Origin of the sequence: Deinococcus sp. Marseille-Q6407 (assembly GCF_946848805.1) — a bacterium.
GTDB lineage: Bacteria > Deinococcota > Deinococci > Deinococcales > Deinococcaceae > Deinococcus.
The window spans coordinates 347,059-369,331 of record NZ_CAMPFU010000004.1 but is presented as its reverse complement, the minus strand read 5'-3'; the positions used below and the strand labels follow the sequence as shown (position 1 = coordinate 369,331).

Below are 22,273 nucleotides of genomic sequence, written 5' to 3'. Positions count from 1 at the left end.
GTGTGAATCAACCGGTTTCAGGGGAGCGCGTCCGTATTTTCGCACAGCAGGTTCTGGATATTCCAGAGACGCTGTACCAACGGCGAAGCCTGGAGGCTTCGCTGCACCTTTTCCACAGTCCAGGTCAGAAGACCAAGTTCAGCCAGGCAGAGGGAGTCAGTCCCAGTGCACTGAGTCGCTTCTTCAACGTCTATGACTGGGATTCAGACCGCTGCTGGGAAGAGATGCAGGACTTCCAGTGGCGCATCCTGCTGGATACAGCTCGTCACAAACGTAGACCTCGAATGCGGCTCAGCGTGGATCTGACCACGGTGGAAAAGGTGGGAACTCAGCTGCCCTATGTCAGTGTCTACAACGGCAGGCACGGCATCCATCTGGTGGTCCTGTTCGCCGAATATGGGGAACTGAAGTTCCCCATTTCTTACCGGGTCTACCAGGGCAAGTACACCAGCACCCCGGTCACACTGGCCCTCGACTTGCTGGAAGAGGTGCCAGACTTCGTGGGGAAGCGCTTTCAGGTCTGCGTACTGGCGGACAGTGGATTCGAATCCGCTGTCTTTCTGGACGGTGTGCAGCGCCTTGGTTTCGAGTTCGTGGTGGGTGTGAGGAGCAACCGGCGCACGGACCATCCTGGGCGGGTGACGGTGGCGGACTGTCCGCATGGGGGGTACGTCAACCTCGCCAACTGGCCTCTGGAAACGCTGTCTCTGGGGAGGATGGACCGTGGGGACCGCGAATTCTTCGCGGTGTCGTCTGAGCTGTTAGAGGGGGATGACATCCTGGCTGAAGGAAAACGGCGCTGGGCGCTGGAGTCGTTTTTCAAAGAAGGGAAGCATCAGTTTGGGTTGGCGCAGTTCGCGCTGCGAACTGCCAGGGGTCTGGACCGCTGGATTCTGATGGTCTTCCTGGCCTTCACCCTGACCATGCTGCATCGCTCAGAAGGGATGACCTTGAAAGAGGCGGCACGCCTGGCCCTCTACACCCTGTTCCCCGTAGTCAGGCTCAACCATCTTCTGAGTCAGCTCCAAAAAGAGCGAGAATTTCTTCTCCAGCACGGCTATTCGCTCAGCTATGCAAGGTGCAACTTATGAGTACGCGGCTTTCGGCGGCGGACACGCACATGCTGAGGAGGACGGGGGAGAGGCGGCGGCCCTCTCCAGCGAGGAACACGAGCGGCAGATGGTGGCCGGCGCCATCCGCACCGACCTGATTCTCTCGGCTGAGATCATGGCCATTGCGCTGGCTGAGGTGGCGGATCAGCCGCTGTTCTCGCGGGCGCTGATCCTGATTGCCGTCGCGCTGCTGATCACGGCGCTGGTGTACGGCGTGGTGGGCCTGATTGTCAAGATGGACGATATCGGGCTGAAGCTCTCGCAAAGTTCCCAGGGCGCTACCGCTGCCTTTGGGCGCGGCCTGGTGCGGGCCATGCCGCACGTACTGACGGCACTGTCGGTGATCGGCACGGCCGCCATGCTATGGGTGGGCGGTCACATCATCGTAGATGGGCTGGCCCGGCTGGGGTTCCCGGAACTGGAGCATCTACTCCACAGCCTGGAAATGCAGGCCGGTCAGGCGGTGCCGGCGGCGCACGCTTTGATGGAATGGCTGGCCGGCACTGTCGGCTCAGGGCTGCTGAGTATACCCTTCACCTGTGGCCGCGGCGCCGGGGCGCGGGCACACCCGCCTAAGTCGGCCGCGCTTCTACGCCCCCAAAACCGGCTAGACTCGGCCTTGTGAACATCACTTTACCGGCAACCCTGCTGGCCCTCTCGCTCGTAGGACCAGCGGCCCTGGCTGCACCTGGCCCCGCGCCTGCCCAGAGCCACCCGCCTGTTTCTGCTGCTGCAACTTCCCCGCTAGAAAGGCTCAGCGCGGCGGCCCTGCTGACCCGAGCGCAGGCCGCCAGCGGCCTTCCTGCTGAGGGGCTACGCGTCCTGCACGAGCGCACTCAGACCAGCGGATTAAGGGGCAGCAGCCCGACCAGCTCCCTACAGCTCAGCGAAGCCTGGCTGGACCTCTCCGGCCAGCGGCTGCGCCTGACCAACTGGCGCGGAGACACCCTGGATTCAGTGCAGGTGCTGACGCCAGGCCGGGCCCAGCTCTACACCCCACAGGGCGGCGTGGTGCCGGTGCCGCGCCAGCGGGCCGCCGAACTGCGCCAGACCAACCTGCATGCCGGTCTGGCAGGTCTGAGCTCGGCTGCGCAGCCGGGGGTGCGCCTGCAAGTGGCCGGCATGCAGACCTGGCTGGACACTGAAACGCTGACCCTGCGGGGGCTGGCACTTGAAGCGACCTGGCCGGACAGCTCGGCGCAGCGTTTCCTGCTGGACCCGCAGACCGGCCGCCTGCTGGCCGACCGGCCCGGCAAAAAGAAAGGTGACGCTAACTGTAAGGACTGTGACGAGGGCCTGATCATCTATTACGGCGAGGTGAGTGCTGGCCGCCGGGGAAATGAGACCGCCAAAGCGCCCGCTCCTGCCGCTCAGACTCCACGTACCGGCAGTGTTCGCACGCTGCTATGGTCTGACGGCGATGTGCTGGCCCGCCAGCAGGTTGTGCTTGAACTGAACCCGGCCCTTCCGGCTGCTACTTTCGAGGTGCCGCGGTGAGGCGGCGCGAGTGGCAGACATTGGCCCTCAGCCTGGCCTTGCTGGCTCCGGTGCCGGCTCTGGCGGCTGCGGAGCCGGCCTCTACAGCCCAGAGCAACGAGCAGAACAGTGACCGAGTGACGGCCCAGGATCTGTTCGACGAGGTCATTTACGAGCTGGCACTGAACTACAACGGAACCTCACCCCTGCGGGCGCAGGACCTGCGTGAACGGTTCCTGCCACGCGCCGAGGCCCTCTGCGCCGGCCGGAGCGTGTGTGATTCCAAGCTGGCCTATCCCCTGATCGGGCAAGTGCTGCGCGAACTGCACGATGAGCACACCAATTTCTTTAGCCCGCAGGAATGGAACAGCATCAATCTCGCCTCGGCGGGTGAGGTGGACCAGGCGTCGTTCGGCGTGGTGGTTCGCACCGTTCTCGGCCAGGGCGTGCTGGTCACCGAAGTCATCCCTGGCTCTCCGGCTGCTCTGGCCGGCCTGCAACCCGGCGACCTGCTCACCCGGCTGGACCGCCTGCCGCTGCGGGGCCTGTGGGGCGAAGACAAACTGGCTGCCGCCGGGCGCTCAGGCCGGGAAGTCAAGTTGACCTATACCCGTGCCGGGCGACCTGGGCAAGCCGAGCTGGCCGGGCGACCTTTCGTCACACCGCCGGTCAGCCTGGACCTGCTGGATGATCACACCGCGCTGATTCGCCTGCGCAACTTCGACAGAGACGGAGTGGCGCAGGACCTGCACAATGCGCTGCGCCGCGCCCAGCAGCAGGGGGCCACCCGTGCCGTGCTTGACCTGCGCGGCAACCCTGGCGGCTACGTGACCGAAACGCTACTCAGCACCGGTGCCCTGACCGACCCGGCGCCCCTGCGCAAAGTGGAACGCAGCTCGTCGCAGACCCTGTCTTATCAGCAAGGACGCTACCTGGTAGACGGCCAGCCCCAGCGCGGCCAGCGGGTGTTCAAACCCCAGCGTTTTAGCGGCCCGCTGGCGGTGCTGATTGACGGTGACTCGGCCAGCGGCGCTGAATTCATGGCCCGCGACCTGCTGACCCGGCCACAAACGGTGGTGCTGGGCCGGCCCACCGCCGGGCTGGCCGATACCTCGACCATCGTGCTGGACCTGGCCGACGGCTCGGGGCTGCAGGTCACCACGGCCAAGATGCAGTCGGTCCTTGGGCAGCCACTGGGTGCCCGAGTTCAGCCACAGGTGCCCCTGCAACGCGATGACCGCGCTTTTATCCGCACCGGGCAGGACCCGGAACTGCAGGCGGCCCTCCGGGCACTGAACCGACTGGGACTTTAGCGTTCAAAGACCAGATTTAAAAAGCCGCCCCAGCCTGCTCTGGCCGGGGCGGCTTTAAGAGCTGGCAGCTCTTGCTTCAGTTCTGGGCGGTTTCCTGCAGCGCTGCCTGATTAACCTTCCCAGCCACCTGGGTCAGCTTTTCGTCAGTCTGGCCTTCTTCCTGCAAGGTGGCGTCCAGCAGGGCCGCTGCCTGGTCTTCGCCCAGCAGGCGTGCCAGCGAGACGGCGGTGCCGTAAGCGGCAATCTCATAATGTTCCACTCGCTGCGCCGAGGCGATCAGGGCCGCGTCGCGCACTGGGCCAGCCTTGTTTTCGCCGGCTTCCTCGGCGCCCTGCTGCACCAGGCCCTGCATGGCCTTGCTGACTTTTCCGGCGGTGGGTTCGTTCAGAGCCGCAAAAATCTGCTCCAGCCTCTGCACATGCTCGCGGGTCTGGGCCAGATGATCTTCAAAGCCCTGTTTCAGCTGGGCGTCGCGGGCATTCACTGCCATATTGGGCAGCGCGGCAAGCAGCTGGGTTTCGGCGGAGTAGAGGTCACGCAGCTGGGAGAGATACAGGTCACGCAGGGAAAAATTACGCATGGGTATGGGTCCTTTCTGGAAGAGGGAAGAGAAAGCGGAAAGTTTGCCCCTCCAGTATCCGCGCTGCGACGGACGGGCGCCCCAGACCTGGCTTTAAACGGTCTTAAAGTCCGGTTTTCACGTTCACTGGGGGGTGGCTCCCTGACTGCTTATGACAGAGCCCCAAACTTGAGCAAACCTACAAGACCGGCCGGACCAGTGCCGCCGCTGACGCATACTGCCGGGAGTGATGACTGTTTCTCCTCCTGCTTCCTCTTCTCCAGACGGCGGCTTCGTGCAGGTGCGCGGCGCTCGCCAGCACAACCTCAAGGACATCTCGGTAGAGGTGCCGCGCGACGCCCTGGTGGTGTTTACCGGCGTCTCGGGTTCGGGCAAGTCCTCGCTGGCGTTCGGCACCCTCTACGCCGAGGCGCAGCGCCGCTACCTCGAATCGGTTTCGCCCTACGCCCGGCGGCTGTTCAATCAGGCAGGGGTGCCCGATGTGGACGCCATTGACGGCCTGCCGCCCGCTGTGGCGCTGCAGCAGGCGCGCGGCACGCCCACCGCCCGCTCCTCGGTGGGCAGCGTGACCACCCTCTCCAACCTGTTGCGGATGCTGTATTCCCGCGCCGGCGACTACCCGCCCGGCCAGGGCATCGTGTACGCCGAGGGTTTTTCGCCCAATACCCCCGAAGGCGCCTGCCCCGAGTGTCACGGATTGGGCCGCGTCTATACCGTCACCGAGGACTCGATGGTCCCCGACCCTGGCCTCACCATCCGCGAGCGGGCGGTGGCCGCGTGGCCGCAGGCCTGGGGCGGGCAAAACCAGCGCGACATTCTGGTCACACTGGGCATCGACGTGGACGTGCCCTGGCGTGAGCTGCCGCAGGAGACACGCGACTGGATTCTCTTTACCGACGAGCAGCCGGTGGTGCCGGTCTATCCGGGCCTGACCCCCGCCGAAACCGGGCGCGCGCTGAAAAAGAAGATGGAACCCAGCTACATGGGCACCTTCTCCAGCGCCCGGCGCCACGTCATGCACACCTTCGCCAACACCGAGAGCGCCTCTATGAAAAAGCGGGTGCAGGGCTACATGATTTCGGAGGAGTGCCCGCTGTGCCACGGCAAACGGCTGCGTCAGGAGGCGCTGAACGTGACCTTCGCCGGGCTGGACATCACCGAGTTGTCGCGGCTGCCGCTGGCGCGGGTGTCCGAATTGCTGCGCCCCTACGCCGAGGAGCGCGAACCGGGCCACGCCGAGCGCGTCAAGAACCGGCCCGAGCAGGCCATTGCCTTGCAACGCATGACGGCGGACCTGGTCAGGCGAATGGACGTGCTGCTGCACCTGGGCCTGGGTTACCTGGGACTGGACCGCTCCACGCCCACCCTCTCGCCCGGCGAGCTGCAACGCCTGCGCCTCGCCACCCAGCTGTATTCCAACCTCTTCGGCGTGGTGTACGTGCTCGACGAACCCTCTGCCGGGCTGCACCCCGCCGACACCGAGGCGCTGCTCTCGGCGCTGGAAGACCTCAAGCGGGGCGGCAACTCGCTGTTCGTGGTGGAACACGACCTGGACGTGATTCGCCGCGCCGACTGGCTGGTGGACGTAGGGCCGGAAGCCGGCGAGAAGGGCGGGGAGATTCTCTACAGCGGCCCGCCCGAGGGGCTAAGAGACGTGACCGCGTCCCAGACGGGCCAATATCTCTTCGCTGACCGCCACGCCGAGCCGCATCAACCGCGCGAGCCGGCCGGCTGGCTGGAACTGAACGGCGTGACCCGCAACAACCTGAACGACCTGGACTTGCGTTTTCCGCTGGGCGTCATGACCTCGGTGACGGGCGTGTCGGGCTCGGGCAAGTCCACCCTGGTCAGTCAGGCGCTGGTGGACGCGCTGGCGGCGCACTTCGGACAGCCGGTAAACCCCGACCCAGAGGACGAGGAAGACCCCGCCGACTATGGCAGCGGCAGCGCGCGGCTGGGCGGCGACCTGGGGCAAATCACCCGGCTGGTGCGGGTAGACCAGAAACCGATTGGCCGCACCCCGCGCAGCAACATGGCGACCTACACCGGCCTCTTCGACCACGTGCGCAAGCTGTTCGCCGCTACTCCGCTGGCGAGGGAGCGCGGCTACAACGCGGGCCGCTTCTCCTTCAACGTGAAAGGCGGGCGCTGCGAACACTGCCAGGGCGAGGGCTGGGTGATGGTGGAACTGCTGTTCCTGCCCAGCGTGTACGCGCCCTGTCCGGTGTGCCACGGCACGCGCTACAACGCCGAAACGCTGGAAGTGGAGTACCGGGGCAAAAATATCGCCGACGTGCTGGCCCTGACGGTGGACGAGGCGCACCACTTTTTTGCCGACGAGGGCGCCATTTTCCGGGCGCTGGACACCCTGCGCGAGGTCGGTCTGGGCTACCTGCGATTGGGGCAGCCGGCCACCGAACTCTCGGGCGGCGAGGCGCAGCGCATTAAGCTGGCGACCGAGTTGCAGCGCAGCGGACGCGGCGGCACGGTGTACGTGCTCGACGAACCCACCACCGGCCTGCACCCCGCCGACGTGGAGCGCTTGCAGCGGCAACTGGGCAAGCTGGTGGACGCCGGCAACACCGTGATTGCGGTGGAGCACAAGATGCAGGTGGTGGCCGCCTCCGACTGGGTACTCGACATCGGCCCCGGCGCGGGCGAGGAAGGCGGGCGGGTGGTGGCCCAGGGCACGCCCGCCGAGGTGGCCCAGGCAGCGGGAAGTGTGACGGCGCCCTATCTGGCGCAGGCACTCCAACCTTAGCCGTTTAGCTGAGCAGTGGCCCGGGCGTACGGCGCACCGCGTCGCTGCTCAGGCCGCAGGCGGCTTCCAGGGCCGTTACGGTCCGGCTCAGCTCACTGAACAGTTGCAGCAGGCGGGGGCGGTCGCTCAGCCGGGGTGCGGTTTCCTGAAAAGCGTCGGCCAGAGCCCGGTAATACTGCAGGGTGCCCAGTTCTCCCTGCTGCAAGCGCTCGAAGTAGCCGGGGCGCTGCTCGGGCGCCAGGGCCAGCACATCCACCAGCATGGTGCGGGCGTTATGCAGTTTGTCGGTGGCGCTCACCAGTAATGAGGACGCCGGCAGGTCGTTCAGCCGCCGCAAATAAGCCTGTTTGCGTTCGGCCCAGGGCGCCTTGCTTCCTCCAGCTTTGGGCGAAGCGTCGGTGGCATCGTCCACCAGCACGGTGACCCGCAGGCCGAAGCGGTCCAGCAGTTCGGCGCGCAGGCGCTCGGCGTCGCGGCCGGTATGCGCTGGGCCGTCTTCCAGGGCGTCGTGCAGCAGCGCCGCAATGGCTTCGTCTTCGCTGGCACCGAATTCCAGCGCCAGCGCCGCCGTGCCCAGCAGGTGAGAGATATAGGGCAGCGTGGGGGTTTCCTCGGGCCCGACCTTGCGGTACTGGCCGTGGTGCCACGCGGTGGCCAGCAGTAACGCCTGGCTGAAGCGGTCCGTAAGCGGAAAGCTGGAACGGGAAGTCATATGCAGCCAGCTTACCCGAGTCGGCCCGGCTCTTTCCCGGAAATACCTGGGAACAGGGGCAGGTAGTAGAAACTGGGCACCTTCGCCATTTTCGCTGCTTTTTTCGTGCGTGTCACACGGCATAAAAAACAGCTTCCTCACAGAATGGACGAGAAGGGGCCTCGGAGATGTTTTGAGGGGAAGAGGTCGGGAAGAAAATTCCCCCTCCCTTACCTAAGAACGGTTATGTAAGGGAAAGGGAGTAAAGAGGCCTTGCAAATATTCAGGTACTTGGCTTTTAGTACCCTCAAGCTTTGGCGTACAGGAAGACGCTTATTTAAGAAGCAGCCAAGGACTGGCTTGCCCGGCTCAGACTGGTGATGCCTAAGCTGGAACCAAGGAGGAAATATCCCATGACCAATACCACCGACCGTGACCGGATTACCAAGCATATGCCGGTGCTGTGCGCCGAGGGCAAGCAGCACGGTGTGGTCGACCATCTGGACGGCGACTACATCAAGCTAATCAAGGACGACGCCGGCCAGCATCACTGGTTGCCGCTGAGCGCCGTGGACCACGTGGATGAGCATGTTCACCTGAACCTCAACCACGAGCAGGTCAGCCAGCAGTGGCTCAGTGAAGACCCGCATCCCAAGCACCGCGAATAAGCCCGCTCTGCTCAGAGGCCACAGCACCTGCTGCCGGCCTCTTTTTGCTTTTCGGGGCCCCTGGCTTCTCTCAGGCCCACAGTCATAGCTCATTGCTCTTTTTTCTGAATTATTCTCCTGGAGGATCAGATAACCGACCATTCCGCCTCATCAGCGGCAGCCCGGAACGCTGCGCCGCTGGGCACCCTGCCCGTCAAACTGACTGTCAACGGCCAGGAACACCAGCTTGACCTCGACCCCCGCGCCTCGGTGCTGGACACTTTACGCGACCGCCTGAACGTCATGTCGGTCAAAAAGGGCTGTGACCACGGACAGTGCGGCGCCTGTACAGTGTTGATTGACGGCGAAAGGGTGCTGTCGTGCCTGTCGTTGAGCGCCTCCTGTGACGGTTCGGAAGTCGTGACCGCCGAGGGTCTGGGCACTGTGGACAACCTGCACCCGATGCAGCAGTCCTTCCTGGATCAGGACGGGTTTCAGTGTGGGTACTGCACGCCGGGGCAAATCTGCTCGGCAGTGGGGATGCTGGACGAACTGGCCCAGGGCATGCCCAGCCACGTGACCCCGGATGTGCGTGAGGCTCCGCAGTTCACCAACGCGGAAATCCGCGAGCGCATGAGTGGCAACCTCTGCCGCTGTGGCGCTTACGTGAATATCGTCTCGGCCATCCGCGAAGCCGGTCAGTCGGCGCGGATGGAGCGGCTGACCCCGCTGGAAGTCGGTGAAGCGGCTGGGGTGAAGCGGTAAAGCCCTTTGATTTCCAGCGTGCTGAAAACGTGCCGGACGCTGTGGAGAAACTGGCTCCGGGCGGCGCTTACCTGGCCGGCGGCACCAATCTGGTCGACCACCTGCGGATGGGCATCCGCGAGGTTGATCAGTTGGTAGATATCACCCGGCTGGACCTGGCTGATATCAGCGAACTGCCGGACGGCAGCCTGCGGGTCGGGGCACTCGTCAAGAACAGCCGGATGGCCGCTCACCCCCTGATCCGCCAGCGCTACCCCATGCTGGCCGAGGCCATTCTGGCCGGCGCCTCGCCGCAGATTCGCAACATGGCGACCACCGGCGGCAACTTGCTGCAGCGCACCCGCTGCGTGTATTTCTACGACCAGACCACGCCGTGCAACAAGCGCGAGCCCGGCACTGGCTGCGCCGCTATTGCCGGGTTCGGCAAGTACAACGCCCTGTTCGGCGCTTCCGAGTACTGCGTGACGGTTCACCCCTCAGACATGTGTGTGCCGCTGGCCGCGCTGGACGCCGTGGTGGTGGCCGAAGGCCCCGAGGGTGAACGCCGGATTCCCTTTGCCGAGTTTCACCGCCTGCCGGGCGATTACTCCGCACCTCGACACCAACCTGCGCCCCGGTGAATTGATCGTTGCCGTGGAGATTCCGCCGCTGCCGGTCGCCGCACACTCCACCTACCGCAAGGCCCGCGAGCGGGCGTCCTACGCTTTTGCGTTGGTCTCGGTCGCGGCGGCGCTGCAGCTGGAAGGCGGCAACGTGAAAGAAGTCCGGCTGGCTTTTGGGGGCGTGTCGCACAAGCCCTGGCGTGCCGCCAAAGCTGAAGCGGCGCTGCTGGGCCAGCCCGCCACCCGCGAGAATTTCCGCGCCGCCATCGAAGCGGAGCTGGAAGATGCCCAGACCGGCCCGGAAAACGCCTTCAAAGTGCCGATGCTGCGCAACACGGTCGTGTCGGTTCTGGAGGAACTGGTAGAAAACCGCGCAGCGCAGCGCCGCGCCGAACTGGGAGGAGAAGCATGACCGCCGAAAAACGCCTGAAAAATATCGGACACGACCGCGTCCGGATTGACGGCCAGCTGAAAGTGACCGGCACGGCCCCTTACGCTTTCGAGCAGCCGGCCAAGAACCCGGCCTACCTCTTTCCAATCACGTCCACCATCGCCAAGGGCCAGATCAAATCCATCGACTTATCGGCGGCCCGCGCCGTACCGGGCGTGCTGACCATCCTGACCCACGAAAACGCACTCCGGCTGCTGGCCAAGACCGATACCGAGCTGTATATCCTCCAGAGCCCGGAAGTGCACTACTGGGGCGAATATATCGGCGCCGTGGTGGCCGAGTCGCAGGAGATTGCCCGCCACGCCGCCTCGCTGGTCAAAGTGGAATATGAGCCGGTGGACGAGGGGGGCGATACCCTGTTCCGCTCGGACCACCCCGATCAGTACATGCCGCTGCGGATCAACACTGGCGCGCCCTCGGATACCAGTCAGGGCGACGTGGACCAGGGCATGCTGCAGGCTCCGGTCACGGTGGACGAGATTTACAGCACCCCCTACGAACACCACAACCCCATGGAGATGCACTCGGTGATTGCCGAGTGGGACAAAGAAAAGCTGGACGGCCTGCTGAGCATACTGGGCGAACGCCCTCACCTGAAGATTCATGACGCCTCGCAGGGAGTGTCGTTCTCATAAGTTGCACCTTGCATAGCTGAGCGAATAGCCGTGCTGGAGAAGAAATTCTCGTTCTTTTTGGAGCTGACTCAGAAGATGGTTGAGCCTGACTACGGGGAACAGGGTGTAGAGGGCCAGGCGTGCCGCCTCTTTCAAGGTCATCCCTTCTGAGCGATGCAGCATGGTCAGGGTGAAGGCTAGAAAGACCATCAGAATCCAGCGGTCCAGACCCCTGGCAGTTCGCAGCGCGAACTGCGCCAACCCAAACTGATGCTTCCCTTCCTTAAAGAAGGATTCCACCCCCCAGCGATGCGCACCCTCAGCAACGATCTCGTCCCCCTCCAGCAGTTCAGACGACACCGCGAAGAATTCACGGTCCCCACGGTCCATCCTCCCCAGAGACAGCGTTTCCAGAGACCAGTTGGCGAGGTTGACGTACCCCCCATGCGGACAGTCCGCCACCGTCACCTGTCCAGGATGATCCGTGCGTCGGTTGCTCCGCACACCCACCACGAACTCAAAACCCAGGCGCTGCACACCGTCCAGAAAGACAGCGGATTCGAATCCACTGTCTGCCAGTACGCAGACCTGAAAGCGCTTCCCGACGAAGTCTGGCACCTCTTCCAGTAGGTCGAGCGCCAGAGTGACGGGAGTGCTGGTGTACTTGCCCTGGTAGATCCGGTAAGAAATGGGGAACTTCAGTTCCCCATACTCGGCGAACAGGACCACCAGATGAATGCCGTGCCTACCGTTGTAGACACTGACGTAGGGCAGTTGAGTCCCCACCTTTTCCACCGTGGTCAGGTCCACACTGAGCCGCAACCGAGGTCTGCGTTTGTGACGAGCCGCGTCCAGCAACATGCGCCATTGGGTGTCCTGCATCTCTTCCCAGCAGCGGTCTGAATCCCAGTCGTAGATGTTGAAGAAACGGCTGAGTGCACTGGGGCTGACTCCCTCTGCCTGGCTGAACTTGGTCTTCTGACCTGGACTGTGGAAGAGGTGCAGCGAAGCCTCCAGGCTTCGCCGTTGGTACAGCGTCTCTGGAATGTCCAGAATCCGCTGTGAGAGAATATGGGTGCGCTCCCCTGAAGCCTGTTTGTACACACTTCCAGAATTTCAGCTCTGGGAGCGCTTTTTGTCCGCCTATTCAGGTGCAAGTTCTGAGTATCATCCTTTAACACCTTTAGGATGACTTGCTCGTCACGTTCCCGGTCAAGTGCCCGGTAAACGCGAACGTGGTAATTCTGCTTGAGGAGTTCTTCCGTAACGTATCTATCTGTATCAAATGAAGGCAAAAGGTCCCCTTTAGTAGTACTGCTTGATATAAGCGTAAGCCTTGTCGAACAGCTCTGCATCCTCGTGGAGCTTGTACTTCAGCAGCGCCTTCCTAAGGGCCTTGCGCATGTCGCGGTCACCTGCGACTGTCGCCTGCCAGCCTTCAAAGCGGGCGGCCCGTACTAACGCATCGATGTCATCCACGATTCGTCCCACGATTTCAGGCGTGTTCTCGCCCCGGTGCTCCTCGAAGAGCGCGGTCAGCGCTGCCTTGCCATCAGGGATGACCTCGACTTCCTCTTCCTGCTCTACTTCCAGCACTTCGCGGGCCAGTTCCAGCAGTTCCTTGAGCCAGGCCAGGCCACCCGTGATGCCCTGCGCGTAGCGTTCGTTCAGGCGTTCCAGACGTTCGCCGAGCTTCTCAAACTTCGCCTGATTGCTCTTCTTCCGCAGGATGCGCTCTATCGCCAGGGTGATCTGCTGGCCCTTCTTCTTCTGGTCATCCGGGTTGAGGATAGCGAGAATGTCCCCGTCCAGCACCAGCGTTTCGAGATCATCGGGGATATGGTCAACTGAGACATGCTGGTGAATCAAGTCCAGCGTCTTCGCGCCGAGGGTATGCCAAAGCAACACGCCGATGCCGCTGGGCGGTTGCAGGCTCTCGTACACGCTGGACAGCCAGCGGTAGTCACTGGCGTAGGGGTTCAGCACGTCTGAAGGCGACAGAATCTCCCAGAGGCGGTGAACCACGCTGTAGTCTGCTGCGAAGTTGTCACGTTCCTCGGCGGTGGGCAGTTTCTCCTGGGCGGCAAGCAGCCCCTCGAAGCCATCCTGAGTGCGGTCGACACCGTCGAAGTAGCCCAGCGCGGTCGCCATAGCATCAGGGAACTGCTTGCCGAGTTCCTCCATGTTCTGGATGACATCTTCGATGCTGGCTGGGTCAAAGTCCAGTGCTTTGGCAACATCGTCAAAGACGCCGAGGTAATCCACCACCACGCCGTTCTGCTTCCCCGGGTACAGGCGGTTGGTACGGCAGATGGCCTGAAGCAGCGTGTGGTCGCGCAGGGGCTTGTCTAGGTACATCACTTGGTTGATAGGGGCGTCGAAGCCCGTCAGTAGTTTGCTGGTCACGATGAGCAGCTTCAGCGGGTCTTTCTTATCCCGGAAGCGGTCAAGCAGTTTTTCCAGCTTTGACGGGTCTTTGTCCAGTTCCGTCCAGCGCTCGAACTGTTCCCCCGTGACAGTCAGGCCCATCCCCTGCCACTTTTCCAGGTCGTCAGGCTGGGTAATCATTACCACTTCACTGGCCTCTGGGCCGAGTCGCTCGTCGAGCAGCAGCTTCATGCGGACGCAGGCCTCGCGGTCATACATCACCACCTGCCCTTTGAAACCAGAAGGCTCCACCTTCTTGCGGAAGTGGTCGACGATGTCGTCGGCGATGGCCTGTAACCTCTTGGGAGCTTTGAACAGGTGCTCCATGCGGCCCGCCCGCTTGACCAGTTCCTGTGTGTCCGTATCGGAAAGGCGTTCTTCAGCGGCAAGAGCTTCCATGCTGGCATCAATCGCAGTGCGGTCAACTTTCAAGTTCGCCGGGCGCGGCTCGAAGTTCACTGGCAGGGTCGCTCCGTCGCGAATGGACTGCTGATACGAGTAGTGGTTCAGGAAGCCGCCCTCGTCCTCATCGGTGCCGAACCAGGCGAAGGTGTTGCGGTCTTTACGGGCAATCGGGGTTCCGGTCAGGCCGAACAGGAAAGCATTCGGCAGCGCCGCACGCATCTTGCGCCCCAGGTCACCCTCCTGCGTGCGGTGGGCCTCGTCCACCATGACGATGATGTTGCTGCGGTCATTCAGCATCCCATCCGCCTCGCCAAACTTGTGGATGGTGGTGATGATGGTCTGGCGGGTGTCCTCACGCAGCAGCTTTTCCAGTTCCTTGCGGGAATCCGCATTGACGATGTTCGGCACCTGCGCTCCGTCGAAGGTCGCGCCGATTTGCGTGTTCAGGTCAGTGCGGTCCACCACGATGATGACCGTCGGGTTCTTCAGTTCCGGCGTGGTCTTGAGCTTCTGGGCGGCAAAGGCCATCAGCAGCGACTTGCCTGAACCCTGAAAATGCCAGATGAGACCCCGTTTCAGGCGGCCCTGCACCACGCGCTCCACGATTTGTTCTACCGTCTCCACCTGCGGATAACGGGCAATCACCTTGACCTTCTGCCCGCCCTTCAGCACCGGGAAGATGGTGTAGTCCTGCAACATTTCCAGCAGCGTGGCCGGGTTCAGCAGACCTTCGGTGGCCTTCTGTACTTCTAGCAGGGGGCTGGGCGTACGGTCAGTCGTCTCGCGCCAGGGTGCCCAGTCATGGTGGCGGCCACCGATGGCGGAGTAACGGAAGGTCTTGCCCTCGGAGGCGAAGCACAGCACGTTCGGCACAAACATGCCCGGGCAGGTCTTCCAGTAGTCCTCCATGAAATCCTTCGCGCCGTCGGCCCAGGTCACCGCCTTGCGGGTCGCCGTCTTGATTTCGCCCACCGCCAGCGGCAGCCCGTTGACCAGCAGCACATGGTCAAACCGCTTCTCCGCCGCCGCGCGGTAGGTGTACTGCTGCGTCACCACCAGACTGTTGTTACCCACATCCTCAAAATCAATCAGACGCACTGGCACATGCGCGTGGTTCTCGCCAAACGGCATGGACTTCTCGCCGCGCAGCCACGCCGTAAATTCTTCGTTCGCCCCGACCAGGTTGCGCCCGCCGCCCTGAATGATGGCCTGCAACTTGTACACCACCTCATCGGCCAGCGCCGGGTTCGCCGCGATTTCGGGGTTCAGCCGCACCAGCGCCTCGGTCACCCAGGGCCACACACACACGTCCGTTTCCTTGCGGGGCAGTTCGGTGGCCTTTACGAACGTCCAGCGGGCATGGGGGGCGCTGAGGTGGGTCAGGGTGTGGGTAATCATGGCTTCGGGGGTATTGCCTTCGTTGAAGGTCATGCAGGCACCTCGGCAGCCGCCTCAGCCGTGGCCGAGGGTGTGAGAGCAGTGTTGAGGATGGAGAAGCGGAGTTGACGTAGATTACTTTGAGCCGCATTGTGTTCTTTGAGGAGCGAGGCGGCACAGTCCAAGCGTTGCACAGATTCTGACTGTTTTTCTGCACTTGGCAAGTTGACCTTCAAACGCCTTATGCTTTGTAAATTGATTCCCGCTTTTATGCCTGAATCATTTGACATTTGAAGCTGCTTTTGCCCTTCCGGCGAGCGGAGAAAATAGGCGCAAAACTTTGGATTTGCCTTGTCTCTATCCAGGCGAACAATAGCAATGTGTTGATTTACGTAAGCTTCACCTACATTTTCCGGAACTAAATTGACTATCCCAATATCGGCAGTCACAGAAATTAAAATGTCGTTCTCTAACAAGCGTGTGCGATCAGCCTCCTTTGTATTAGGGGCCAAGATTTTTTGAGTCTCTGATAAATCAGGATAAAGTTGTCTACGCTTCAAATCGCCAATGCGAACGAAATGCGCCCCTTCCCCTGAGTAGTATGCTGCCCAACCGCGTGAGCCACTTGTGACATGCTCACTCAGTTCATCAATCGTATTGACATTCGGTTTTCGCGGAGACAAGTTCTTCAGCAGTAGATCTTGCACTTTGGATGCTGCTTCGGCCACACCTTCCCCGGCCTCTATCGCTCGTTCAAAGCCTTGCATGAGTTCCACCAGTTCACGCTGCTGCTCTGGCGGGGGCAGGAGGAACTTAAACTTTGCCAATTCCCGGAACTTGGTTCTGGGCGACAGTGAACCGCTGGAAGTCTTCTCGGCATGAGCGAAAAAGGCTTCGGTTTGCACTACCAGCGCCAGAAATTCACGGCTCAGCCGCTTGTCTTTGGTATCCAGCACGATGATGTCACCGGAGCAGAGGCCATCAAAGTTGGGGACGCCCATCTTTTTCTGGTAAACGCGGCGCTTTCCGAAGAGGATTTGACCCGCCCGAAAGACTTTGGTGAAGGTGACTCCCTCGGAAATCAGGCCCCAACGCCGCACGCGAGGGTCACCAGGGTCAAGGTGGTCAAGGCCCACGTACCTGTCAAGACCCTGAGTTTCCGGTTCGCGCTCGTGGACGGTGATTTCCTGCACCACATCCCCGAAGGTGACGGTAGGCCATTCGTGATGGTTATTCGGCATGGCTGGTCTCCTGAAGCAGGGAGAACAGGTTTTCAGACTGCTCCCTGAGTGCTTGGCGGCTCTGTTGCCAGGATGTTACGGCGGCGCTCACGTCTTGCGCGGCGGCTCCTGCATGGCCCTTGTGGGTATAAAGGCTGATGCTGAGGTTGAAATTCTGCCCTGCGATTTCTTCAAGGTCTACAACGCGGGCAATGTCCGCGTGTTCCTCGGGCTTGCGCCACGCCGCGAGCAGCTTTTCCTCGTTGGCGGGCGAGAGGAAGCTGTACGCCTGCTGCCGGGTGACCTCGTGCTTGCCGTCGATCAGCAGCACCTTGCCGCGCTTCTCCGGGGCCTTGTGGCGGTTGATGACCAGCACGCAGGCTTCCATCGGGGAGTTGTAGAAAAGGTTCGGCCCCAGTCCGATGACGCCTTCAATCAGGTCGTCTTGCAGGATTTTCCGGCGCATCTCGGCTTCGGAATCCCGGAACAGGATGCCGTGGGGAAACAGAATCGCGGCGCGTCCGTGTTCGTTCAGGCTGGCGATGATGTGCTGCAAGAAGGCGTAGTCGGCGTTGCCCTGCGGCGGTGTGCCGTACCGGTTACGCCCGTAAGGGTCACTGGCAAAGCGGGCCTGATTCCACTGCTTGATGCTGTAGGGCGGGTTCGCCAGCACCACGTCGAAGGTCTTGAGGCGGTTGCCCTCCAGTAGGGCGGGTTCCTCCAGGGTGTTGCCCCGGGCAATCTCGAACTCTTCAATGTCGTGCAGGAACATGTTCATGCGGGCAATGCCGCTGGTAATCAGGTTAACTTCCTGACCGTACACCTTGACGTTGCGCCACTCCTGGCCCTTGTTCCGCAGTTCCAGCACGGCGTTCAGCAGCAGGCCGCCGCTGCCGCAGGTGGGGTCATAGACGCTCTCGCCACTTTTCAGGCCGGCCACCTGCGTCATCAGGTGAACGACGGTGCGGTTGGTGTAGAACTCCTGCGCGGTGTGGCCGCTGTCGTCGGCAAAGCGCCGAATAAGGTACTCGTAAGCGTTGCCGAGCTGGTCATGGGGGACGTTGGCGTTGTCCAGCTTCACCCGGCTGAAATGGTCCATCAACCCAATCAGGGTGGCGTCGCTGAAGCGCTGGCTGTTCGTCCACGGCGCGTCGCCAAAGATGCCGTTCAGGGTATCGGGATTCTCGCGTTCCAGGGTACGCAGGGCCGTCTGGATGGCGGTGCCCACGTTCTTGGTCGTCTCGCGGACTTTGTCCCAGTGGGCTTCTTCTGGCACCTGAAAGCGGTGGTTCTCAGCAAAGGTGGCGAAGGTCAGGTCGCCGTCCGACTCCGCTTTGGCCTTCTCAAATTCCTCGTCCCACACGTCACTGATGCGCTTGAAGAACAGCAGCGGGAAGATGAACTGCTTGTAATCGCTGGCGTCAATCTGCCCGCGCAGTTTCTCGGCTGCGCCCCACAGGTGACTTTCGAGTTCTTTCTGAGTAATCACAGGTAACCTGCCTTGCAGAGAAGGGCTTCGAGTTCAGCTTCAACCTGCTCCTGTGCGGCTAGCTTCACCTTTAGGTCTGCGAGCGCTTCCTCGACGGTGGTGGTGTCCTGTTGGACTTCCGCCTGTACGTATTGCCCCAGCTTCAAGGTGTAGCCAGCATCGTGGATTTCCTGAATGCCCACCGTGCGGGTTAGGCCGGGCACGTCCTCACGGGACTGGTACAGTGCGAAGATTTCGTCGGCCTGCTCGTTGCTGAGGGTGTTCTGGGCGCGGCCTTTGGTGAAGATGCTGGAGGCGTTGATGAAACGCACCTTGAGCTGGTCGGCCTGTGCCTTTTCCATGCGGATGACCAGCACGCAGGCCGGAATACCCGTGCCGTAGAACAGGTTCGGCCCGAGTTCGATGACTGCTTCGATGTAGTCACCCTTGATCAGTTGCTCGCGGATTTTGCCCTCGCGCCCGCCCCGGAACAGCACCCCTAGCGGCATCACAACGGCCATGCGTCCACCTTTAGGCTTGAGGCTCTTCATCATGTGCATGATCCAGGCGTAGTCACCATTGCCGTCAGTAGGAACTCCAAAAACATTGCGGTCAAACCGGTCAGCCAGCCAGCGGTCGGCTCCCCACTGACTCAGGCTGAAGGGCGGGTTGGCGAGCACGCAGTCGAAGTGCTCAAGCTGGTCACCACTGCTGAAAGCGGGGTCGCGCAACGTGTCCCCACGCACGATGTCGAAGTCCTCAATGCCGTGCAGGAACATGTTCATGCGGGCAATGGCCTGTGTGGTCAGATTGCGTTCCTGTCCACGAATGACCATGTTCCGCCACTCGCCACCTTGCTCACGGATGTGGTGTACCGCTTCGAGCAGCATGCCGCCCGTTCCGCAGGCCGGGTCGTAGATGCTCTCGCGGGGTTTCGGGTCAAGGATGTTGACCATCAGCCTGACCACCGCCCGGGGCGTGTAGAACTCCCCGGCGGCCTTGTTGCTGTTGTCGGCGAATTTCTTGATGAGGTATTCGTAGGCCTGCCCCATCAGGTCTTCACGCACGCTGGCATTGCCGAGGTTCAGACGGTGGAACTGGTTGAGCAGCTTGCCCATCAGCTCATCCGGCAGGCGGTCTTTGTTGCTCCACTGGGCGTCGCCGAAGATGCCGTACAGCGTGTCCGGGTTCGCCCGTTCGATTGCCCTTAGCGCCGTCGCCAGGGCGAAACCGATGTTCTCAGTGCGCTCGAACACATCCTTCCAGTGAGCACCTTCTGGTACCTGAAAACGGTGCTGCTCGGCAAAGGAGGCGTAGCTGACGTCGCCTTCCGAGTCCTTGAGCGCTTGGTCATACTCCTCCTGCCATACGTCGCTGATACGCTTGAAAAACAGCAGCGGGAAGATGTACGCCTTGAAATCCGCCGCATCAATGGGGCCGCGCAGGACGTTCGCCGCATCCCAGAGACGGGCTTGTAATTCCGCTATTGAGAGATCTGGCTGAAGATCTAGGGTCTGTTGCGTATTTTTCACATTTTCCTCAAACTCTTCTAGAAAATAGGGGTTCTTTTCGAGACTTATAAGATAGTTTCCGGCTTTCAAATTGGACGTTGTACAGGCCCCTATTTAGAAGACGTCTCTCCACCATGCTGCCTCTGCACTGGGCGCATGACCGCGTTCGTTTGTTAGCTCGGTGAGAGAGGATTGCAGCGAACCGCACCCCTTGGAAGCTGTGTCTCGCCCGGCAGCCGCGTAAAAGTTGGACTTGGCCCCTGGGGCACCGACTCATTACCTAATTTTCCCAGCGCTGGCAGCACTCATATTCTGAGGAAGCTATTGCTACGGGGGGACGCATCAATTCAGAATAACGAAGTAGAGAGAAAAAGACTCCGAAGATGAGGTTGTCTTCCGTCTTCGCAATCCTTCGGCTCAGAACTTGCACCTGAATAGGCGGACAAAAAGCGCTCCCAGAGCTGAAATTCTGGAAGTGTGTACAAACAGGTTTCAGGGGAGCGCACCCATATTCTCTCACAGCGGATTCTGGACATTCCAGAGACGCTGTACCAACGGCGAAGCCTCCAGGCTTCGCTGCACCTCTTCCACAGTCCAGGTCAGAAGACCAAGTTCAGCCAGGCTGAGGGAGTCAGCCCCAGTGCACTGAGTCGCTTCTTCAACGTCTATGACTGGGATTCAGACCGCTGCCGGGAAGAGATGCAGGACTTCCAGTGGCGCATCCTGCTGGATACAGCTCGTCACAAACGCAGACCTCGTCTGCGGCTCAGCGTGGATCTGACCACGGTGGAAAAGGTGGGAATTCAGCTGCCCTACGTCAGCGTCTACAACGGCAGGCACGGCATCCATCTGGTGGTCCTGTTCGCCGAATATGGGGAACTGAAGTTCCCCATTTCTTACCGGGTCTACCAGGGCAAGTACACCAGCACTCCCGTCACGTTAGCCCTTGACCTGCTGGAAGAGGTGCCAGACTTCGTCGGGAAACGCTTTCAGGTCTGCGTACTGGCAGACAGTGGATTCGAATCCGCTGTCTTTCTGGACGGTGTGCAGCGTCTCGGTTTCGAGTTCGTGGTGGGTGTGAGGAGTAACCGGCGCACGGATCATCCTGGACAGGTGACGGTTGCGGACTGTCCGCATGGGGGGTACGTCAACCTCGCCAACTGGCCTCTGGAAACGCTGTCTCTGGGGAGGATGGACCGTGGGGACCGCGAATTCTTCGCGGTGTCGTCTGAGCTGTTAGAGGGGGATGACATCCTGGCCGAAGGAAAACGGCGCTGGGCACTGGAGTCGTTTTTCAAAGAAGGGAAGCATCAGTTTGGGTTGGCGCAGTTCGCGCTGCGAACTGCCAGGGGTCTGGACCGCTGGATTTTGATGGTCTTTCTAGCCTTCACCCTGACGACGCTGCACCGCTCAGAAGGGATGACCTTGAAAGAGGCGGCACGCCTGGCCCTCTACACCCTGTTCCCCGTAGTCAGGCTCAACCACCTGCTGGGCCAGCTTCGGAAAGAGCAAGAATTCCTCCACCAGCACGGCTATTCGCTCAGCTATGCAAGGTGCAACTTATAAGTCTAACGTAACTGGGCAATCAGGGCTTGTCGGTCTCGACAGGGCGGGACATCCCCGCCTGCACGGGGAAAACCGCCTCCAGCTCTGCGGCGGCCTGCTGGTCTACGGGACATCCCCGCCTGCACGGGGAAAACAGCACGGCGCCCTGGGCAGGCTGAGGGCTGTTCGGGACATCCCCGCCTGCACGGGGAAAACTGCCGCCGGAAACCGTGGACGACTGTTCAGCTGCGGGACATCCCCGCCTGCACGGGGAAAACCTGGGCAACATGCCGGTAGGCGCTGCCGTATCCGGGACATCCCCGCCTGCACGGGGAAAACGGTGGTGCGCTCGGCGTCCAGGCCGGTCTGCACGGGACATCCCCGCCTGCACGGGGAAAACAACAATAATGGCGCAGAGGGCAGCGGCGAGGGCGGGACATCCCCGCCTGCACGGGGAAAACGAAGTCGGGGATGATTTCACCCTCTGCCGGGGCGGGACATCCCCGCCTGCACGGGGAAAACTATTCCTTCTGCAGGTCTACCGGGCTGTCGTCCGGGACATCCCCGCCTGCACGGGGAAAACCCGTACATCGCCATGACGCGGCGCAGGTGCCGCGGGACATCCCCGCCTGCACGGGGAAAACTCGGCCAGCTCCAGCAAAGCGGCCCGCAGCGCCGGGACATCCCCGCCTGCACGGGGAAAACAAGCTCCTCAACGAGACTGTCAACCGTTACAGCGGGACATCCCCGCCTGCACGGGGAAAACGATCACCGGCCGCGAGATCACCCCCGCCGTGATGGGACATCCCCGCCTGCACGGGGAAAACGTCCCGGCGCCGCTCGACGCGCTCACTCACGCGGGGACATCCCCGCCTGCACGGGGAAAACGAGGCGGAGGAAAAATCGGTAGGAGATGCCCTCGGGACATCCCCGCCTGCACGGGGAAAACCTGCTCTAGTCTATCGGGTCCAACATACACTACGGGACATCCCCGCCTGCACGGGGAAAACGTTTGAATTGGTCCAGAATGAAGATGAAATCTCGGGACATCCCCGCCTGCACGGGGAAAACATCCCGGTAATCCCCACGCCCACACCTGCAGCCGGGACATCCCCGCCTGCACGGGGAAAACAACAGCCCCGCGAGATGCACCGCCAGCGTGGTCGGGACATCCCCGCCTGCACGGGGAAAACGCCGCTGCTGCTGCGGCCTGCGTGGGGGCTAGCGGGACATCCCCGCCTGCACGGGGAAAACCGGGGTCGGGGTGTAAATATCACCATTCTCATCGGGACATCCCCGCCTGCACGG

Annotated in this window: 18 protein-coding genes and 1 CRISPR repeat array (1 of these 19 cut by a window edge); of the genes, 11 read left to right on the top strand and 7 right to left on the bottom strand. The window is 61.8% G+C overall.

Going from position 1 to position 22,273, the window contains the following annotated elements:
* Nucleotides 1-2: 2 nt before the first annotated feature.
* The 4 genes from OCI36_RS11475 to OCI36_RS11460 are packed head-to-tail and all read left to right on the top strand — an operon-like array spanning nt 3 to nt 3,901.
* Nucleotides 3-1,091: a transposase gene (locus OCI36_RS11475; protein ID WP_261665206.1), complete on the top strand. Its 1,089-nt coding sequence runs from the start codon at nt 3-5 to the stop codon at nt 1,089-1,091.
* Entirely contained in the window at nt 1,072-1,737 is a 666-nt protein-coding gene (locus OCI36_RS11470; protein ID WP_315941285.1) for a DUF808 family protein, read from the top strand. The genes OCI36_RS11475 and OCI36_RS11470 overlap by 20 nt, the downstream gene beginning before the upstream one ends.
* Nucleotides 1,734-2,609 (top strand): hypothetical protein, encoded by an 876-nt coding sequence (locus OCI36_RS11465; protein WP_261665205.1) that lies wholly within the window; start codon nt 1,734-1,736, stop codon nt 2,607-2,609. The genes OCI36_RS11470 and OCI36_RS11465 overlap by 4 nt, the downstream gene beginning before the upstream one ends.
* Complete coding sequence (locus tag OCI36_RS11460) at nt 2,606-3,901, top strand: S41 family peptidase (protein ID WP_261665204.1); 1,296 nt, start codon at nt 2,606-2,608, stop codon at nt 3,899-3,901. The genes OCI36_RS11465 and OCI36_RS11460 overlap by 4 nt, the downstream gene beginning before the upstream one ends.
* A gap of 76 nt (nt 3,902-3,977) precedes the next feature.
* Here OCI36_RS11460 and OCI36_RS11455 read toward each other — a convergent pair whose 3' ends face one another.
* The gene (locus OCI36_RS11455; protein WP_261665203.1) at nt 3,978-4,481 is read right to left on the bottom strand and encodes a ferritin-like domain-containing protein; all 504 of its coding nucleotides are present in this window, start codon (nt 4,479-4,481) and stop codon (nt 3,978-3,980) included.
* Nucleotides 4,482-4,710: 229 nt separating this feature from the next.
* Here OCI36_RS11455 and uvrA point away from each other — a divergent pair, with 229 nt between their 5' ends.
* On the top strand, nt 4,711-7,242 hold the full coding sequence (uvrA, locus tag OCI36_RS11450) for an excinuclease ABC subunit UvrA (RefSeq protein WP_261665202.1): 2,532 nt from the start codon (nt 4,711-4,713) through the stop codon (nt 7,240-7,242).
* A 4-nt stretch (nt 7,243-7,246) separates the two neighbouring features.
* Here the strand turns inward: uvrA and OCI36_RS11445 are convergent, their stop codons facing one another.
* Complete coding sequence (locus OCI36_RS11445; RefSeq protein ID WP_261665201.1) at nt 7,247-7,954, bottom strand: HD domain-containing protein; 708 nt, start codon at nt 7,952-7,954, stop codon at nt 7,247-7,249.
* A 392-nt stretch (nt 7,955-8,346) separates the two neighbouring features.
* Between OCI36_RS11445 and OCI36_RS11440 the strand changes: the two genes are divergently transcribed.
* From OCI36_RS11440 to OCI36_RS11420, 5 genes are all read left to right on the top strand, one after another.
* A complete protein-coding gene (locus OCI36_RS11440; protein WP_261665200.1) occupies nt 8,347-8,601 on the top strand; it encodes a DUF2171 domain-containing protein in 255 nt (84 codons plus the stop codon).
* Between the two features lie 249 nt (nt 8,602-8,850).
* Nucleotides 8,851-9,345: a 2Fe-2S iron-sulfur cluster-binding protein gene (locus OCI36_RS11435; protein ID WP_409996740.1), complete on the top strand. Its 495-nt coding sequence runs from the start codon at nt 8,851-8,853 to the stop codon at nt 9,343-9,345.
* A 29-nt stretch (nt 9,346-9,374) separates the two neighbouring features.
* Nucleotides 9,375-9,965, top strand: a complete 591-nt coding sequence (locus OCI36_RS11430; protein ID WP_261665199.1) for an FAD binding domain-containing protein — start codon at nt 9,375-9,377, stop codon at nt 9,963-9,965.
* Nucleotides 9,901-10,359: an FAD binding domain-containing protein gene (locus OCI36_RS11425; RefSeq protein WP_261665198.1), complete on the top strand. Its 459-nt coding sequence runs from the start codon at nt 9,901-9,903 to the stop codon at nt 10,357-10,359. The genes OCI36_RS11430 and OCI36_RS11425 overlap by 65 nt, the downstream gene beginning before the upstream one ends.
* Nucleotides 10,356-11,033, top strand: coding sequence for a xanthine dehydrogenase family protein molybdopterin-binding subunit (locus tag OCI36_RS11420; RefSeq protein ID WP_261665197.1), 678 nt, complete (start codon nt 10,356-10,358; stop codon nt 11,031-11,033). Before OCI36_RS11425 ends, OCI36_RS11420 begins: the two co-directional genes overlap by 4 nt.
* On the opposite strand, the gene OCI36_RS11415 is transcribed toward OCI36_RS11420, so the two are convergent.
* The 5 genes from OCI36_RS11415 to OCI36_RS11395 all read right to left on the bottom strand — a co-directional run bounded on the left by OCI36_RS11415 (nt 11,028) and on the right by OCI36_RS11395 (nt 19,510).
* Entirely contained in the window at nt 11,028-12,116 is a 1,089-nt protein-coding gene (locus OCI36_RS11415; protein ID WP_261665196.1) for a transposase, read from the bottom strand. The genes OCI36_RS11420 and OCI36_RS11415 overlap by 6 nt on opposite strands.
* A 201-nt stretch (nt 12,117-12,317) precedes the next feature.
* A complete protein-coding gene (locus OCI36_RS11410) occupies nt 12,318-15,275 on the bottom strand; it encodes a type I restriction endonuclease subunit R (protein ID WP_261665195.1) in 2,958 nt (985 codons plus the stop codon).
* Nucleotides 15,272-16,462, bottom strand: a complete 1,191-nt coding sequence (locus OCI36_RS11405) for a restriction endonuclease subunit S (RefSeq protein WP_261665194.1) — start codon at nt 16,460-16,462, stop codon at nt 15,272-15,274. Before OCI36_RS11405 ends, OCI36_RS11410 begins: the two co-directional genes overlap by 4 nt.
* A complete protein-coding gene (locus OCI36_RS11400; RefSeq protein WP_261665193.1) occupies nt 16,452-17,930 on the bottom strand; it encodes a class I SAM-dependent DNA methyltransferase in 1,479 nt (492 codons plus the stop codon). The genes OCI36_RS11405 and OCI36_RS11400 overlap by 11 nt, the downstream gene beginning before the upstream one ends.
* The gene (locus OCI36_RS11395) at nt 17,927-19,510 is read right to left on the bottom strand and encodes a class I SAM-dependent DNA methyltransferase (protein WP_261665192.1); all 1,584 of its coding nucleotides are present in this window, start codon (nt 19,508-19,510) and stop codon (nt 17,927-17,929) included. Before OCI36_RS11395 ends, OCI36_RS11400 begins: the two co-directional genes overlap by 4 nt.
* Nucleotides 19,511-19,897: 387 nt before the next feature.
* On the opposite strand from OCI36_RS11395, the gene OCI36_RS11390 reads away from it, so the two are divergent.
* Nucleotides 19,898-20,986, top strand: coding sequence for a transposase (locus OCI36_RS11390; protein WP_261665191.1), 1,089 nt, complete (start codon nt 19,898-19,900; stop codon nt 20,984-20,986).
* Between the two features lie 44 nt (nt 20,987-21,030).
* Nucleotides 21,031-22,273: a CRISPR direct-repeat array (repeat unit 29 nt; unit sequence CGGGACATCCCCGCCTGCACGGGGAAAAC); it runs 1,105 nt beyond the window's last position.

Coding starts and splice junctions, on each gene's coding strand:
- OCI36_RS11405 (WP_261665194.1), bottom strand. CDS start 16,462: ATGCCGAATAACCATCACGAATGGCCTACCGTCACCTTCGGGGATGTG.
- OCI36_RS11445 (WP_261665201.1), bottom strand. CDS start 7,954: ATGACTTCCCGTTCCAGCTTTCCGCTTACGGACCGCTTCAGCCAGGCG.
- OCI36_RS11420 (WP_261665197.1), top strand. CDS start 10,356: ATGACCGCCGAAAAACGCCTGAAAAATATCGGACACGACCGCGTCCGG.
- OCI36_RS11410 (WP_261665195.1), bottom strand. CDS start 15,275: ATGACCTTCAACGAAGGCAATACCCCCGAAGCCATGATTACCCACACC.
- OCI36_RS11440 (WP_261665200.1), top strand. CDS start 8,347: ATGACCAATACCACCGACCGTGACCGGATTACCAAGCATATGCCGGTG.
- OCI36_RS11470 (WP_315941285.1), top strand. CDS start 1,072: ATGCAAGGTGCAACTTATGAGTACGCGGCTTTCGGCGGCGGACACGCA.
- uvrA (WP_261665202.1), top strand. CDS start 4,711: ATGACTGTTTCTCCTCCTGCTTCCTCTTCTCCAGACGGCGGCTTCGTG.
- OCI36_RS11455 (WP_261665203.1), bottom strand. CDS start 4,481: ATGCGTAATTTTTCCCTGCGTGACCTGTATCTCTCCCAGCTGCGTGAC.